Consider the following 14,562-nt stretch of genomic DNA (forward strand, 5'->3'; position numbering starts at 1 on the left):
GAATTGAAACGTGTTCTAGTTTAGTACCAGGGGCGGTTTTCGGGGCCGGAAGGGGCGGTCTCGGGCGGGCGTCGGTGCGGCGTGCTTCCATAACGGCATGGCCAATCCGATGGCGGCATCCGAGGCCTCGGCACCCGATCCGGTGGCGCCGGTCATCGCGGAGGTCCTGGCCGGGCCGGCGGGGCCGACGGTCGGCGCCTTCTTCGACCTCGACGGCACCCTGGTCGACGGTTTCACCGCCACCGCCCACGCCGGGCACCGGATCCGCAACCGGCAGTCCTCCATCGGCGAGGTGTTCGGCGTCATCGAGGCATCGTTGCGGTACCGGATGGGGCGGATGCAGTTCGAACGGCTGGTGGTCCGCGCCGCCGGTTACCTGCGCGGGGAATCCCTCGCCGAACTCGACGAACTGGGCGAGCAACTGTTCATCGAACAGGTCGCATCCTGGATCTATCCGCAGATGCGTGAACTCGTGCGCGCCCACCAGCAGCGGGAGCACACCGTGGCGCTGTGTTCCTCGGCGCTGACCATCCACGCCGAGCCGGTCGCCCGGTTCCTCGGCGTGGACCATGTGTTGTGCAACCACTTCACCGTCGACGAACACGGCCGGCTGACCGGTGACGTCGTCGAACCCATCATCTGGGGTCCGCAGAAAGCCGCTGCCGTGCAACGGTTCTGCGCCGAGACGGGCGTCGCGCTCGATCGCAGCCACTTCTACGCCGACGGCGATGAGGACACCGCGCTGATGGAGCTGGTCGGCCACCCCCGTCCGGTCAATCCGCGCCCCGGGCTGGCCGCCGCGGCCGCCCGCAACGGCTGGCCCGTGTTGCGGGTGGCCGGCAGCGGGCGCGCCCGCCGCGGGCTGTTGCGCCGCAGACTGCGGGTTTAGCCGACCCGACCAATGGGGTACAGCCTCGCCGAGATCATCCAAGATCATTCTTTTCAGCGGCGAGGAGCGCGACGTGACACTACGACGAATCATCATGCTGGCCGGGGCCGTCGTCCTCGCTATCGGTGTGATCGGGATGCTGATGCCGGTGTCGGTGTCCGACGACGAGGGCCGATCGGTCGGCTGCGGTAACGCGATCGCCGCCGATCTGTCCGACGCCCGGGCCGCCAACGACCGCAGTGTCGCGAATGTGCCGATCCTCGATCAGATCGTGCCGCACACCGACTATGTCGCCGAATGCGAATCCGCGGTGTCGTCGCGGCGCTCGTGGACCATCCCGGTGGCGGTGATCGGCGCGCTCGTGCTCGTCGGCGGCGTCGCGCTCACCGGTCGGCAGGGCGCCCGCTCGGGTGGGCTGTGACCGCTGCACCGCGTTCGTCGGGCATACCGCCGGGCATATGGCGGCCCCGGCTCCATCCGGTACCGTCGGAGTTCGATCCGTGCGAGGTTCAGCCGGCCGCCCACGCGAAATGCGATACGACGGGCGAGGGTGAATTTCGGATACCGAGCCGGGTGGAGAACCGAAACGGAGGTCAAATCGTGAACGAGCGACGTGAGCCCGCATCGACGGGCGCATCCGCGGCGCGTTCGGCGAACTGCGTGATCGACGAGCGGTGGGACGCCGACATCGCGGTGGTGTCGGCGACCGGTGTCGTCGACATGCTCAGCGCACCCCAGCTCGATGAGGCGATCCGCACCGCGCTCGGCAAGAAGCCCCGTGCGCTGGTGGTGGACTTCACCGCGGTGGATTTCCTGGCCTCGGCCGGAATGGGCGTCCTCGTCGCCATTCACGATGAGGTGTCACCCGCGGTGAACCTGACCATCGTGGCCGACGGACCGGCGACGAGCCGGCCCCTCAAGCTGCTCGGTATCGCCGACCTGGTGCCGCTCCACGCCACGCTCGACGAGGCGCTGGCCGCCGTGGCGACCTGACACACAGGTGGCACAGGTGGTGGAAAAGGTATAGGACGTTGAGGCACCGGGTAGACAGCAGTTCGCGATGATCGAGCCGTTCCCCTCCGCCTCCTCGGCCCACCCAGTGTCGGCCGGCGCCCTCGCCGACTACTTCGAGCGGCTGGGCGTTCCGGCCGACGCCGCATCCGCCGCGCAGGTGCGCGAGCAGTTCGCCGCATGGCTGGGCCGGTTCTTCGATGTGGACGCCGTCAAGAGCAGCGACATGGTGCTGGCCACCAACGAGGCGCTGGCCAACGCCGCGGAGTTCGCCTACGTGCACACCGAACGGCCCGGCACGATGGACGTCTGCGCCCACTACGTCGCCGACGACACCAGCCTGACGGTGATCGTCACCGACCGCGGCAACTGGCGGATGGCCGACCCGCGACCCGCCACCCGGACCCGCGGACGCGGAATTCCGCTCATGCACGCGCTGACCGACCGGGCCAGCGTGGAGACCAGCGCCCACGGCACCACGGCGTACCTGCGGTGGACCGGCATCCGCCGCTCCGGGTCCGGCCGGGGAGAACACGTCCCCGTAACCTCCTGGAGCGGGTCCGGCGGCCCTCCTGGAACGGGTCCTGGTAACACGGTGTGCGGCATGCCACACACGACGCTGTAACGACGGTCATGCCGACCGCCCCACAACAGGCGTTATTGTGGCGAGCAGACGCGGCCGCCGTTCGGGGCAGGCTAGCAGGGCATCTGAGCAGACACTCTCAAGAGCCGGTCTGGGCAGGTCAGCCCGGTCAGGACAGGAGGGAAGACACCATGAGCGCAGTCCAGGAGCGGCAGGCGCTGTCCGAGCGTGCCGAACAGTCCGGGTGGCAGCGCCGGGAGGTCGATCACGTCGATGTCTACACCCGCGGCGACACCAGGATCCGGGTGATCTGGAGCGGCTCGGAACGCATCGCCGGAGCGTCGCTGTTCCACGACGACATCATGACCACCTACACCCGCGACGTCGCGGCCATCGACCGCTGGTTCAAGCGCTGACCGCCCTCGGTGTGGATCGCGTCCGGGCACAGCACCCGGACGGCGGAGGCGCGCGCCTGAGCTGACCACGGCGGTTTACCGGCGGCGCGCGGCGGGTAAATCTGCGGCAACGCAGACAGCGGTTGCGTGTCCCGGCCAGACGGGCCGGTGCGGTGTGACCGCGGGAAGAAGTGCCGACAATGGGATCCCACCGGATGCCAACTGCGCCGCTTCGAAAACGCAAGGCCGCCGAAGCCCGCACCAACGTGGTGATCGGCACCATCGCCACCGCGGTGGCGAGTGCCGCCCTGCTGGCCGCTGCGCTGGTCCAACTGGGTGACCTCCGGCCAGCAAACCCCGCCACCCACGCTGCGCCCCACGGGGCGGACGAGAGAAGCACCGGCATCGCCGACGCGCGGCCCGGCGCGAGAGTCGCCGCGGTCGCGTCCTCCCCGCACGGGCAGCACCAGCCCCTCGGTCAGCGGGGGGTGATCATCGCGGTGTCGCCGGATTCGGTGACCGTTCGCAGCGCCGACGGGTTCACCCGGACCTACCGGATCACACCGCAGACCACCACCCTCACCAAAGCTGGATCGAACGGCACCGCAAGTGATCCCGCGGTGAACTTCACCATCGGCGATGAGGTCGAGATCGCCGGGCTGGCGGTGGACGGCGCCGCCGTCGCCACCGTCGTCGCCGACCGGTCGATGACCGGACCCGACGGTCCGCCCATGCATTTCATCGACGCCGGGACCATCGAAAGCCACGGCGACGGACCGGTGACGCTGCCCTGAGAAACCGGATCGGCCGGTTTGACATCCCCGGGATGTGGGAATCGTCAAGAGGCCGAACGGAAGGAGCCACCGGACATGTCGGACAACCGCAACAGCGGACCACAGGAAGCCATCCGCGGCGTCGTCGAGGACGCCAAGGGTAAGGCCAAGGAAGTGATCGGCACGGTCACCGGGCGTGAGGATCTGACCCGCGAGGGCCAGGCTCAGCAGGACAAGGCCGACGCCCAGCGGGACGCGGCCAAGAAGGAGGCCGAAGCCGAGCGGGCGCGGGCGAACGCCAAGGTCGACGAGCAACGCCAGAAGGCCGCTCAGCGTCCGGACTGATCGCCGACATCGCAAGCGACCGGGGGCGGGTGCCACGGCACCCGTCCCCGATTGCGTAGGCTCCCGTCCGGTGAGCACGCGTGCAGGCATCGTCGTCACCGGAACCGAGGTTCTCACCGGCCGGATCCAGGACCAGAACGGGCCGTGGCTGGCCGACCGGTTGCTCGAGCTCGGGGTGGAGCTGGCCCACGTCACCATCTGCGGGGACCGGCCGGCCGACCTCGAGGCCCAGTTGCGTTTTCACGCCGACACCGGGGTGGACCTGCTCATCACCACCGGCGGGCTGGGGCCCACCGCAGACGATCTGACCGTGGAGACCGTCGCCCGGTTCTGCGGGCGGGAGCTAATGCTCGATGCGGTGGTCGAGGAGAAGATCGCCGCCATCCTGCGCACGATGATGGGCCGCATCGGACCGAACGAGACCGGTGCGGGCATGACCGACTTCGAGGCCGTGCGGGCCGCCAACCGTAAACAGGCCATGGTGCCCGCCGGGGCCACCGTCCTCGACCCGGTCGGCACCGCACCCGGTCTGGTGGTGGCCGGCACCCCGACGGTGGTGGTGCTGCCGGGTCCGCCCCGCGAACTGCAGCCGATGTGGCGGCGGGCCCTCACCACCGCCGAGGTGCAACGGGCGATCGCCGGCCGGACCCACTACCGGCAGGACACGGTGCGGATGTTCGGGCTGCCCGAGTCCCGGCTGGCCGAGACACTTCGTGACGCCCGGGAGCGGATCCCCGGATTCGACGCCCTGGAGATCACGACGTGCCTGCGCCGCGGCGAGGTGGAGATGGTCACCCGCTACGAACCGGCGGCCGCGCCGAGTTACGCCGAGTTGGTGGAGCTGCTGATCGAACGGCACCCGCGCGAGGTGTTCTCCACCGACGGCGCGCTGGTCGACGAGCAGGTCGCGGAACTGCTGCGCGGCCGGCGGCTGGCGGTCGCCGAATCCTGCACGGCCGGGCTGTTGGCGGCGCGGTTGACCGAACGGCCGGGCGCCTCGGCATATCTGGCCGGCGGTGTGGTCGCCTACGCCAACGACGCCAAGACCGATCTGCTCGAGGTGGCGCCCGCCCTGCTGGAGTCCTTCGGCGCGGTGTCCGAACCGGTCGCCGAGGCGATGGCCGCGGGGGTGTTGCGCCGGTTCGGCGCGGACACGGCCGTCGCCGTCACCGGCATCGCCGGTCCCGGTGGCGGCAGCCCCGACAAACCGGTGGGGACGGTGTGTTTCGCCGTTCTGCTCGACGACGGCCGCAAGGCCGCCCGGACGGTCCGGCTGCCCGGCGGCCGGGCCGACGTGCGGGAGCGCTCCACCACGGTGGCGCTGCACCTGCTGCGCCGCGCGCTGCTCGAGGCCGCCCCGGCCGGCGCTTAGTCGCCGATCTTCGACAGCATGAGGTTGGCGAGTTTGCCGGCCTGGGGATTCACCGCCTCGGGGTTGCGCCCGCACACCAGCACGTCGGCGGCGACGTTGGAGCGCGCGGCGACCCCGCGGGAACACGCGTAGTCGGTGCCCTCCTGCCGTCGCAGCAGCACGTGCACACCTTCGGCACGGGTCGGACCGCTGGTCTTCCACTGCAGTTCCTGCCCGTTCAGGGAGATGGTCAGGGTCCGGTCGGTGCAGTCCCGCCACCGGTCGACCTGCTGGGTGACCCACTCGTGCGCCTCCTGCGCGCCGGCGAACGCCGCCACCCCGGTGCTGATCCGGTGCGAGCGCAGATCGTCGGCCAGCCGGCCGTAGACGGCCGCATAGCCCGAGCCGCGATACGCCGACGCGTCGTTGGGAATGACCGCGCTGGCACACTCCGGTTCGGACAACATGTCCGGCGGCAGCGAGTCCGGTTTGGTGTAGGCCAGCAGATAGATCAGATTCGGCGCCTCGACCACGGTGCGGGCCTCGTCGGCGGTGGGGATCAGATCCCGCAGCTCGGCGATCTTGACCAGCGGGAGATCGTCGCGCGGCACCTCGGGCGCATAGACCGCCGAACCTTCGACGGAATGGGTGCACGCGGCACCGGTGAGCACGACCACCGCGGCGGCACATCCGCCCAGGATCCGGCGAGTCAGCTTGGTCATAGCCACCTTCATACCGTGAACGACCCGCGCACAGTGGGACCGATGTCGAGTACCGTCGTGCCATGGCTGCCACCCCTGACCCCACCGGGACCTGCGTGGTGCGTTCGATGCACGCCACGTGGGAGTCCCGGCAGAGCGCGACCGGCGGGGCCTGACCGGACATCACCGTGGCGGCCGACGAACTCGACGAGCTCTACCGGCTACCGCCGGAGGACTTCACCGCGGCGCGGAGCCGGCTCGTCAAGGCCGCCCGCAGCCGCGGGGAGGCCGATCGGGCCGCACAGATTGCCGCCGCGCGGAAGCCGACCACGGCGGCGTGGCTGGTGAATTCCCTGGTCCATCGCGACGCGCACGTGGTGGACCGGTTGGGTGAGCTGGGTGACCGGTTGCACGCGGCGCACCGCGCCGCCGACGGGGACCGCATCCGCGAGTTGTCGGCCGAACACCGCAGGCTGGTCGCCGAACTCGCCGAGTCTGCGCTCACCGCCGTGGCCGCGCCGTCGGCCGCGGTGCGTGACGACGTCACCGCCACCCTGCATGCGGCGGTCGCCGATGCGGCGGTGCGGGCCCGGCTGGGTCGGTTGACCCGTGCCGAACGGTGGTCGGGTTTCGGCGAATTCGGCGATTCCGCGCCGATCGTCGCCGCCGCCACCTCGGTTCCCGACGACGGGGCGCCGGCCGCCGGCCACCGGCGGCGCGCCGAGCCGGCACCGGATGAGGCCGCCGCGACGACTTCTGAGCAGTCCGCCGCGACCGATGCGGCCCGTGCGGCGGTGGCCCGAGCTGAGCGGATCCGCGCCGACCTCGACACCCAGGTGGGGGAGCGGCGCGCCGAGTTGGCGGCGGCACGGCTGGCCCACGACGACGCCCGGTCCCGCCTCGAGCAGGCCGGCGCCCGGCTGCAGGCCGCCGAGAACGCCCACGCCGAGGCCGTCGCCGCCCATCAGGATGCCGCCGCAGAACTCCGGTCGGCGAAGAACCGGTTGGCGGCTGTGCAGCGGACCGGTCGGCGCGCCGTCTCCGGGACCGGAAAGACGCCTCGGCAGGACGACCCAGATGGATGACGACGGATGACGATGACCGAGCACACCACCTGCGTCGTGGTCGGTGGCGGTCCTGCCGGAATGGTGCTGGGCCTGCTGCTGGCGCGGGCCGGCGTGGCGGTCACCGTGCTGGAGAAGCACGGTGATTTCCTGCGCGACTTCCGGGGCGACACCGTGCATCCCAGCACCATCCGGCTGCTCGAGGAGCTCGGGCTGGGTGAGCGGTTCGCCGCCCTGCCGCAGAGCAGGGTCGAGCAGGCGGTGTTCCCGGTCCACGGCCGGCCGTTGCCTGTGGTCGATTTCGGTCGGCTCAAGCAGCCGCACCCGTACATCGCGCTGGTGCCGCAGTGGGATCTGCTGAACCTGCTCGCCGACGCGGGCCGGGCCGAGCCGACGTTCACGCTGCGGATGCGCACCGAGGTGACCGGTTTGCTGCGCGACCGCGACCGGGTGACCGGTGTGCGCTACACCGGGCCGGACGGTGACGGTGAGTTGCGGGCCGACCTCACGGTCGGCTGCGACGGCAGGAAATCGGTGGTCCGCGCTGGCGCCGGCCTGCGGACCCGCGACTTCCCGGTGCCGTTCGACGTGTGGTGGTTCCGGCTGCCGCGGCAGAGTTCGGCCGGGTATTCGCTGGTGCCGCGCACCGCGCCGGGCCGGGCGATGATCATGATCCCGCGCGAGGGCTACTTCCAGATCGCCTATCTGATCCCGAAGGGCCAGGATGCGGCGCTGCGGGCCCGCGGGTTGGACGCGTTTCGCCGGGAGGTCGCCGCGCTGGCGCCGGAATCCACCGTCGACGGACTGACCTCCTGGGATGACGTGAAACTGCTCGACGTCCGGATGGATCGGCTGCGGCGCTGGCACACCGCCGGACTGCTGTGCATCGGCGATGCCGCACATGCGATGTCACCGGCGGGCGGGGTGGGGATCAACCTCGCCGTGCAGGACGCGGTCGCGGCCGCCACCATACTGGCCGAACCGTTGCGGCGCGGCCGGGTCACCGCCGGTGGGCTGGCCGCGGTGCGCCGCCGGCGGCTACCCGCGACGGCGCTCACCCAGGCGCTGCAGCGGGTACTGCACCGCCGCCTGCTGGCCCCGATCCTGTCCGGCGCGGAAGTCCAGCCACCGGCGCCGCTGCTCGGGGCGGTGGCCCGGTGGCCGTGGCTGTCGGTGGTGCCGGCCCGCCTGGTCGGGGTCGGCATCCGGCCGGAACACGCCCCGGCGTTCGCCCGGCGCTGACCCGGCGTTTGTCCCCTCCACGGGCCGGGAACCCGGTGGGCACCGGCAATATCCAAGGAGACGGCATGGCCATCTGCGATACCTGCGGAAACGAATACGACAAGGCCTTCACCGTGACCAGCCACGACGGCTGGACCGCGACGTTCGACAGCATCGAGTGCGCGTCGGCGAAGTTGGCGCCGGAATGCGCGCACTGCGGTTGCCGCATCCTCGGCCACGGGGTGGAGACGCCCGAGGCGATCTACTGCTGCGCCCACTGCGCCCGCAAGGCCAGCAACGCCGACATCAACGACCGCTATCCGGTCCCGGCGGGCGCCTGAACTACACCGATGTAATTTATCCCCACTGTGGACAACGCCTGTGGATAACTCAGGAAGCAGCAGGCCAGGGGGTTCTGGGTATCACTGACGACGTCTCAGCTGACGATGAGGGTCAGGTCGCCGTCGTCGTGGCACTCCACCTTGAGACCGGACTTTCGCGCGATGGCCGCGACCGACTCGGCGTCATCGGGTTCGGCGCGGCTGGTCGCCAGGATGCGGGCCAGCCGGCCCTTGTGCGCCTTGTTGAAATGGCTGACGACGCGTCGCTGCCCGGCGCCGTCGTCGGTGACGACGCTGACCCGCACCGCGTCCTGGACCCGCCCGAGCCCGGCATAGGCGCCCGAACGCAGGTCGATCACGAGCTGGTGGGCTGCGACCTCGGCGAGGACCGGCTCCAGCAGCGGGCGCCAGCGCGACGCCAGCGTGCCCGAGCCGGGCAGTTTCGAGCCGGCGGACAGCCGGTACGCCGGCACCGGGTCGTCGGCGCGCAGCAGACCGAACAACGCCGAGCCCACCGCGAGCCGGCTGCGGGCCCGCGCCGCCGTCGCGCCCCGCAGCGACCCGATGTCGAGGGCGTCGTAGAGCACGCCGGTGTACCGCTCGACGGCGGGCAGCGTGGGACTGCTCCACAGTTCGGCGTTGCGGTCGATCTCGGCATCCTTGGCGGCCGAGATGCCCAGGGCCCGCCGGGCCGCGGGCCGGTCTGCGGCCAGCGCGACGAGTTCGTCGATCAGGGCCCGGCGCAGCGGGGACAGGGTGGGAAAGCCCAGCGACTCCAGGCTCAGCGGCGCGCCGTCTCCTCCGGCGCGCTTGGTTTCCGAGGGTGGCAGCAGGACAAGCACGCCAGCACGTTAGCCGTCGGCCGGCCAGGCGATCGGCCCGGGCACCGGCTGGGTGTCGGCCGGTGGTACGTCGACGGACGCGTCGGGCAGCAACGGCGGGCAGACGCCGGATGCGTCGGCGGTCAGCTCGTAGTGCCACATCTCGTTGGCGTAGGTGCGGCACAGCCCGAATCGCGCGCCGTGCCGGTTGAGCCACTCGGCCGCGGCGCCGGGACCGATGTCGACGGCGCGGCCGGTCACGTGGCGGGAGACCGCCGGCGTCGCCACCCACCGGCGGGCCGCGTCGACGGAACCGTGGCTGTAAACCGCGTCGTCGAACATCCGCTGCTGCAGCTCGGGTGAGCGCCAACCCGAGGTGATCCGCAGCTCGATCCCGTCCGCGGCGGCGGCCCGGGCGGCCTCCTGCACCGCCTGCCGCAGCGCCGGGTCGAGCCCGCCGACGGCGGGGTGGGCGAGGTCGTACGGACTCAGGGTCACCCCGGGAGGTAGAGCGCCGTCGGCCGCGCCGCCCGGATCCGGGGACCACGGCTGCGCCGCGACCGGTGCGGCGCCTGCCCCGAGCAGGGCGAACAGGCCCGTCAGCAGTGTCGCCGCCGCGGCGGTCGACACCGTCGACAGCTTCCTGACCAGATCGGTCATCTTTACACCCTCATCCGTAGGCCAGCAGTAGCGGAACCCGCTGCTCGGCGGTGGTCAGTGAGCCATGATGCCCGATCAACGCCGACTCGAGCGGTTCGGCGCTGCGCCGCACCAGCGCCGCGGTGCCGCGCGCGGCCGCGACGACGTCGCCGATGCGGTACCGCACCTCGTCGGTGACCCGGTGGCCGAACCAGCCGGCGGTGACGGCCTCCTCCCGGCTCAGCACCCAGGCCTGCTCTCCCAGCGTGTCACGCCAGGTGGCCAGCACGTCGTCGGCCGCGCCGTCGGCGGCATAGACATGGCGGGCCCGCGGTTCGCCGGCGACCGCGTCGACTCCGTCCCACAGGGTGACATGGGCGTCGAGGTCGATGACATGATCGTCGGTGACACCGACCATGCCGTGGTCGGCGACCACCGCCAGCAGCCCGCCGGACGGCAGATCGTCCAGCACCGACTCCACCAATCGGTCGACCTGGCGCAACTGCATCCGCCACGCCGGCGAGCCCGGGCCGTGCAGATGCCCCAGCAGGTCGACGTCGCTGTGGTAGCCGTAGCAGAACCCGCCGTCGGCGATGGTCTGACGCACCGTGGCGGCCAGGTCGCCCAGGGCGTGCACACCGACGTAGCGTCCACCGCGCAGCACCGCCCGGGTCAGCCCGGAGCCGGTGAACTGCGCTCCGGAGATGACGCTGACCGCCACGCCCGCCGCGGCGGCCCGTTCGAAGGTGGTGGGCAGCGGCTGAACCTGTTCCGGCGGCAGCTCGGCGCGCAGATCCTCGCCCCACGGATGCGGACGCCAGCGCAGGGCGTTGATCACCCCTGCGGCCGGCACCCGGAACGAATAGCCGACGAAGCCGTGTTCGCCGGAGTGGCAACCGGTTCCGAGGGCGGCCAGCCCGGCCGCGGTGGTGGACGGGAATCCGACCTGCAGGGTCTCCCCGCGCAGCCCGGCGAGCACCGGGGCGTCATCGGCGTGGGTGTCGAGCAACTCGGCGCCCAGCCCGTCGATCAACAACACGCATGCCCCGGCGAGACCGTGACGCAGCGGGATCCGGCTGTCGAAACCGGCCACGCCCATCGCGGCGAGCACCGCCGGCACCACGTCGGCGAGATGGGCCAGGCCAGGGTCCGGTCGCGGCAGGTCCATAGCGCCGAGCCTGCCACACCCGGAGCTGCGGTCAGCCGCGGTCGGTCGGACGTCCCGCCATCGCGGCGATGTGGGCGGCCACCTCGTCGGCGACCGCGTGGGTCCGGGCGTCGGTGCCGGGCAGGTAGCGGTCGGCGGCCGGGTCATAACCGGCTCCGGCGATGGCGGCGTGGTCGGTGTCGAGCTCGGCTACCTCGGCCGGCCACCCGTGCGACCGCAGGATTTCGGCGAAATCCCGGCTCGCCGCGATCGGCACCACATCGTCGGCGGCGCCGTGCAGCAGCAGAAACGGTGTCCGGTGACCGCCGTCGCGCAGCAGACCGGGCAGCCGGTTCGGCGGCCGGCCGGTGATCGGGTCGGGCACCATGAACGCCCCGGCCAGGCAGACGGTGGCCACCGGCCGCACATAGTGTTCGGCCGCGTGTTCGGCCGCGGTGAGGGTCAGCCCGGCGGCCGCCGCACCACCCAGCGACCAGCCCACCAGCAGCAGCTCGTCGGAACCGTACCGCCGTCGGGTGAACCGTACCGACTCCAGCAGATCCGACCGGCCACCGTCGGGGGCGTCGGAGTTCCAGTCCGGCGCGACGACCGCGAAACCGCGCCCGGCCACCTTCTGCGCGAGCGCGGTGACCGTGGCGCGGGCATCGGTCTGCTTGCCGTGCCAGATGAGCACCGGCGGCTGCGCGTCGCCGCCGGGTGGGTGTGCCCGGTACAGGTCCGCCCAGCGTCCGGGGGCGTACTGCAGGGTCTCTGTGCTGGCTTTTCCGGTCTCCATGTCGGCAAGACTGCCCCGAGGCACGCCGTGTCAACCGCGCGTTGCGCTGTGGTCGACGCTGGTTCCGGCCGGCATCCCGGATAGTGAGAAATCTGACAGCACCGCTATGGCGAGTGCCGGCATCGGGTACCCGGGGCACCAATGGCGCGCTCCGCGCCGAATCGACTACGAGGGGGACCCCCATATGTCCACATCCGATATCAGCACGTTGTTGAGGCAGTTGCGCACCGTGCTCGATCTGACCAACACCGAGATTCAGGTGGCCGAGACGCGGCTGGCCCAGGCGCGCACCGAGGCGGTGCAGCGTGAACTGGCGCAGAACGCCGACAACGCCCGCGCTCGCGCCGAGGCGATCGAACGTGCGATCCGCGACCTGGGTGGGGTGCCGAGCCTGACCGGCCCGCTGCTCGGCCGGGCCGCCGCGGCGGTGAAAGCCATGATCGAACAGGCCCAGCCGTTCGACGAGGCGCTGCTCGGTGATCTGCAGCTGGAGCACCAGTTGCTCGATCGGGCCCGCTACATCAAGGCGTTGGCGGTGGCCGCCAAACGATCCGACATCGAGGATCTGGCGTCGCGGCTGATCGCCGCGCACTCCGCGACGGTGGACTGGCTCACCACGGTGCTGGCCGAGGATGCGCTGGGCGGACCGGCGGCGCTGCGCCGCAGCCCGATGCAGGCCGCGGCCGGATTGGCGGTGAAAGCGGTCAATGTGCCGGTGACCTGGTCGGCACGCGGGCTGGACCGGGTGTTCGACGCGGTGCGCAACGCTCCGACGACCGTCGACGACCTGGTCAACCGTGGCGCCGAGGTCCGCGATGTCGCGGCGAAGACATTCACCGCGTCACGAGATGCCGCGCTCCAGACCGCTGAGCGGGTGGCCCGCCGCGAGGGCTCCGACGAGGTCGCCGACGTCTTGGGCTCGATGCGCACGGCTGCCGGCGCGCTGTCCGCCGAGGAGCTGCCGATCAGCGACTATGAGGGTCTCAACGTGTCGCAGGCGGTGGCCGCGGTGAAGGAACTCGATGATCCGAGCGACATCCGCGCGGTGATCGCCTACGAGGAGTCGCACAAGAACCGGCACGGTGTGGTGTCGGCCGCGCAGACCCGGTTGGCGGCAATCGCCCAGGAGGTCGTCGGGATCGGCAACTGAGGCGTCATCAGGCGCTGAATTCCACCCCCGCAGTCACGCGATTGCGGGGGTGGACTCATGCGTGGTCGTGCTCGCGCGGAGGCGGGTGTGCGATCACGGCAGTGAGCGTGCATCAGCGGTGTTGACCGTGACGCTGCAGCGCGATTCGGCCCGATTTCCCGCAGCAGCCGCACAACCAGCTCCGTCAGTACACCCTCGCAACGTCCGATACACCGTCGCCACAGCCAGTGCACACTCGCGGTCCCCTCAGAGACGATCTGCAACGCGGCCCATTGACGCGGTAGCGGGGCCGGGGGAGACGGCGCCGCTCTCAGACGATCCCCACACAGCCCTGAATCCGAGCGTGTCGCAGCTGCGGTGGCCGTGCTCGCGCGGAGGCGGGTGTGCGGTCACGGCAGTGAGCGTGCATCAGCAGTGTTGACCGTGACGCTGCAGCGCGATCAAGGCCCGATTCCCCGCAGCAGCCGCACAACCAGCTCCGTCAGTACACCCTCGCAACGTCCGATACACCGTCGCCACAGCCAGTGCACACTCGCGACGGCCCCCTCACGCACTGCCGCGCTGACAGGCGGTGCCACAACGGAAAACCGGCCGCATACGCGGCCGGTTGTTCCAATACCGTTGGCGCCGACGGTCGTTGACTCGTCAAACGCCTGCGTGCTATGCCGACTTACCGAGCAGCGGAAGCAGCACCCGGCGGCGGGCGGCGATGACATCGGCGAACTGGTGCAACGCCGCGGCCACCGAGTCGGTGACGGGATATGACGAGTCCTGGTCGGCGTCGAGCGTCTTGATCACCGCGGGGCTGCACACCACCGCCCAATCCATGCCGGCCGTCTGGCAGGCGTCGTCCACCCGGTCGAGGAAGGAGATCCCGGCCGGCGAGAACGTGTCCAGCCCACTGAGATCCAACACGAACGCCTGCTCGGTCGGAATGAACCTGCTGATGTAGCTGCCGACGCGATCGGCGTTGGAGTCATCGATGGTGCCGCTGATCGTGACCACGGTGGCGAGGTGACGGCACTGGGCCCGGATCTTGGCCCCACTGCAGTCGAATGGGCGATTGCCGAAACGATGTGCCGCGTGGATCGGAACGGTCATGATGGCCTCACTTCCAATCGGTTGTCGACAAGCCCGGTTCTGAGCTACTGACCCGAAAGCTAATCGGCCAAAATAAGGCCGCGGGGAGCAGCCTCTAAATCTCCTGTAAGAATGAACTTGCACTCCGAAAATCCGCGGAAAATTCCGCCGTCCGCCCAGCCTGGCAAACCGTCGAGGTCCGGCATTCCGGGAGGTCTTTGCGAAGGTGACCACCCCTCGACGAACGCGGTTCAC

18 protein-coding genes are annotated in these 14,562 nt (G+C 70.8%); 12 read left to right on the plus strand and 6 right to left on the minus strand.

Annotation, left to right across the window (positions count from 1 at the left end; translation table 11 throughout):
• Positions 1–97 precede the first annotated feature (97 nt).
• The 8 genes from CKW28_RS11605 (at position 98) to CKW28_RS11640 (ending at position 5,368) form a co-directional block, all read left to right on the plus strand.
• Positions 98–889 carry an HAD family hydrolase gene (locus tag CKW28_RS11605; protein WP_003927554.1) on the plus strand — a complete coding sequence of 264 codons (792 nt, stop codon included), beginning with the start codon at positions 98–100 and terminating at the stop codon, positions 887–889.
• 73 nt (positions 890–962) lie between these two features.
• Positions 963–1,310, plus strand: coding sequence for a hypothetical protein (locus tag CKW28_RS11610; protein WP_040548198.1), 348 nt, complete (start codon positions 963–965; stop codon positions 1,308–1,310).
• A 179-nt stretch (positions 1,311–1,489) separates the two neighbouring features.
• On the plus strand, positions 1,490–1,882 hold the full coding sequence (locus CKW28_RS23855; RefSeq protein ID WP_050812079.1) for an STAS domain-containing protein: 393 nt from the start codon (positions 1,490–1,492) through the stop codon (positions 1,880–1,882).
• Positions 1,883–1,949: 67 nt separating this feature from the next.
• Positions 1,950–2,525, plus strand: a complete 576-nt coding sequence (locus CKW28_RS11620) for an ATP-binding protein (protein WP_003927557.1) — start codon at positions 1,950–1,952, stop codon at positions 2,523–2,525.
• Positions 2,526–2,674: 149 nt separating this feature from the next.
• Complete coding sequence (locus CKW28_RS11625; protein WP_003927558.1) at positions 2,675–2,899, plus strand: hypothetical protein; 225 nt, start codon at positions 2,675–2,677, stop codon at positions 2,897–2,899.
• Between the two features lie 194 nt (positions 2,900–3,093).
• The gene (locus CKW28_RS11630; RefSeq protein WP_003927559.1) at positions 3,094–3,672 is read left to right on the plus strand and encodes a hypothetical protein; all 579 of its coding nucleotides are present in this window, start codon (positions 3,094–3,096) and stop codon (positions 3,670–3,672) included.
• Between the two features lie 75 nt (positions 3,673–3,747).
• A complete protein-coding gene (mbp1, locus tag CKW28_RS11635; RefSeq protein WP_003927560.1) occupies positions 3,748–3,996 on the plus strand; it encodes a microaggregate-binding protein 1 in 249 nt (82 codons plus the stop codon).
• A 70-nt stretch (positions 3,997–4,066) separates the two neighbouring features.
• Positions 4,067–5,368, plus strand: a complete 1,302-nt coding sequence (locus tag CKW28_RS11640) for a competence/damage-inducible protein A (RefSeq protein WP_003927561.1) — start codon at positions 4,067–4,069, stop codon at positions 5,366–5,368.
• On the opposite strand, the gene CKW28_RS11645 is transcribed toward CKW28_RS11640, so the two are convergent.
• Positions 5,365–6,069, minus strand: coding sequence for a sensor domain-containing protein (locus tag CKW28_RS11645; RefSeq protein WP_003927562.1), 705 nt, complete (start codon positions 6,067–6,069; stop codon positions 5,365–5,367). The two genes, CKW28_RS11640 and CKW28_RS11645, sit on opposite strands and share 4 nt — an antisense overlap.
• 167 nt (positions 6,070–6,236) lie before the next feature.
• Between CKW28_RS11645 and CKW28_RS11650 the strand changes: the two genes are divergently transcribed.
• The 3 genes from CKW28_RS11650 (at position 6,237) to CKW28_RS11660 (ending at position 8,674) form a co-directional block, all read left to right on the plus strand.
• Positions 6,237–7,133 (plus strand): hypothetical protein, encoded by an 897-nt coding sequence (locus CKW28_RS11650; protein ID WP_003927563.1) that lies wholly within the window; start codon positions 6,237–6,239, stop codon positions 7,131–7,133.
• 12 nt (positions 7,134–7,145) lie between these two features.
• Positions 7,146–8,354 (plus strand): FAD-dependent oxidoreductase, encoded by a 1,209-nt coding sequence (locus CKW28_RS11655; RefSeq protein WP_040548306.1) that lies wholly within the window; start codon positions 7,146–7,148, stop codon positions 8,352–8,354.
• A gap of 65 nt (positions 8,355–8,419) precedes the next feature.
• Positions 8,420–8,674: a metallothionein gene (locus tag CKW28_RS11660; protein ID WP_003927565.1), complete on the plus strand. Its 255-nt coding sequence runs from the start codon at positions 8,420–8,422 to the stop codon at positions 8,672–8,674.
• Between the two features lie 95 nt (positions 8,675–8,769).
• Here the strand turns inward: CKW28_RS11660 and yaaA are convergent, their stop codons facing one another.
• From yaaA to CKW28_RS11680, 4 genes are read right to left on the minus strand one after another with little or no spacing between them, the layout of a single operon-like run.
• Complete coding sequence (gene yaaA / locus CKW28_RS11665; RefSeq protein ID WP_003927566.1) at positions 8,770–9,516, minus strand: peroxide stress protein YaaA; 747 nt, start codon at positions 9,514–9,516, stop codon at positions 8,770–8,772.
• A gap of 9 nt (positions 9,517–9,525) precedes the next feature.
• Entirely contained in the window at positions 9,526–10,155 is a 630-nt protein-coding gene (locus CKW28_RS11670; RefSeq protein WP_003927567.1) for a M15 family metallopeptidase, read from the minus strand.
• A gap of 10 nt (positions 10,156–10,165) precedes the next feature.
• Positions 10,166–11,302 (minus strand): alkaline phosphatase family protein, encoded by a 1,137-nt coding sequence (locus CKW28_RS11675; protein ID WP_003927568.1) that lies wholly within the window; start codon positions 11,300–11,302, stop codon positions 10,166–10,168.
• A gap of 31 nt (positions 11,303–11,333) precedes the next feature.
• Positions 11,334–12,077 carry an alpha/beta hydrolase gene (locus CKW28_RS11680; protein ID WP_003927569.1) on the minus strand — a complete coding sequence of 248 codons (744 nt, stop codon included), beginning with the start codon at positions 12,075–12,077 and terminating at the stop codon, positions 11,334–11,336.
• A 184-nt stretch (positions 12,078–12,261) separates the two neighbouring features.
• Here CKW28_RS11680 and CKW28_RS11685 point away from each other — a divergent pair, with 184 nt between their 5' ends.
• Positions 12,262–13,227 (plus strand): DUF8129 domain-containing protein, encoded by a 966-nt coding sequence (locus tag CKW28_RS11685; RefSeq protein ID WP_003927570.1) that lies wholly within the window; start codon positions 12,262–12,264, stop codon positions 13,225–13,227.
• A gap of 660 nt (positions 13,228–13,887) precedes the next feature.
• On the opposite strand, the gene CKW28_RS11690 is transcribed toward CKW28_RS11685, so the two are convergent.
• Positions 13,888–14,328: an STAS domain-containing protein gene (locus CKW28_RS11690; protein WP_003927571.1), complete on the minus strand. Its 441-nt coding sequence runs from the start codon at positions 14,326–14,328 to the stop codon at positions 13,888–13,890.
• Positions 14,329–14,562 lie beyond the last annotated feature (234 nt).

It is taken from the genome of Mycolicibacterium thermoresistibile, assembly GCF_900187065.1.
Lineage (GTDB): Bacteria > Actinomycetota > Actinomycetes > Mycobacteriales > Mycobacteriaceae > Mycobacterium > Mycobacterium thermoresistibile.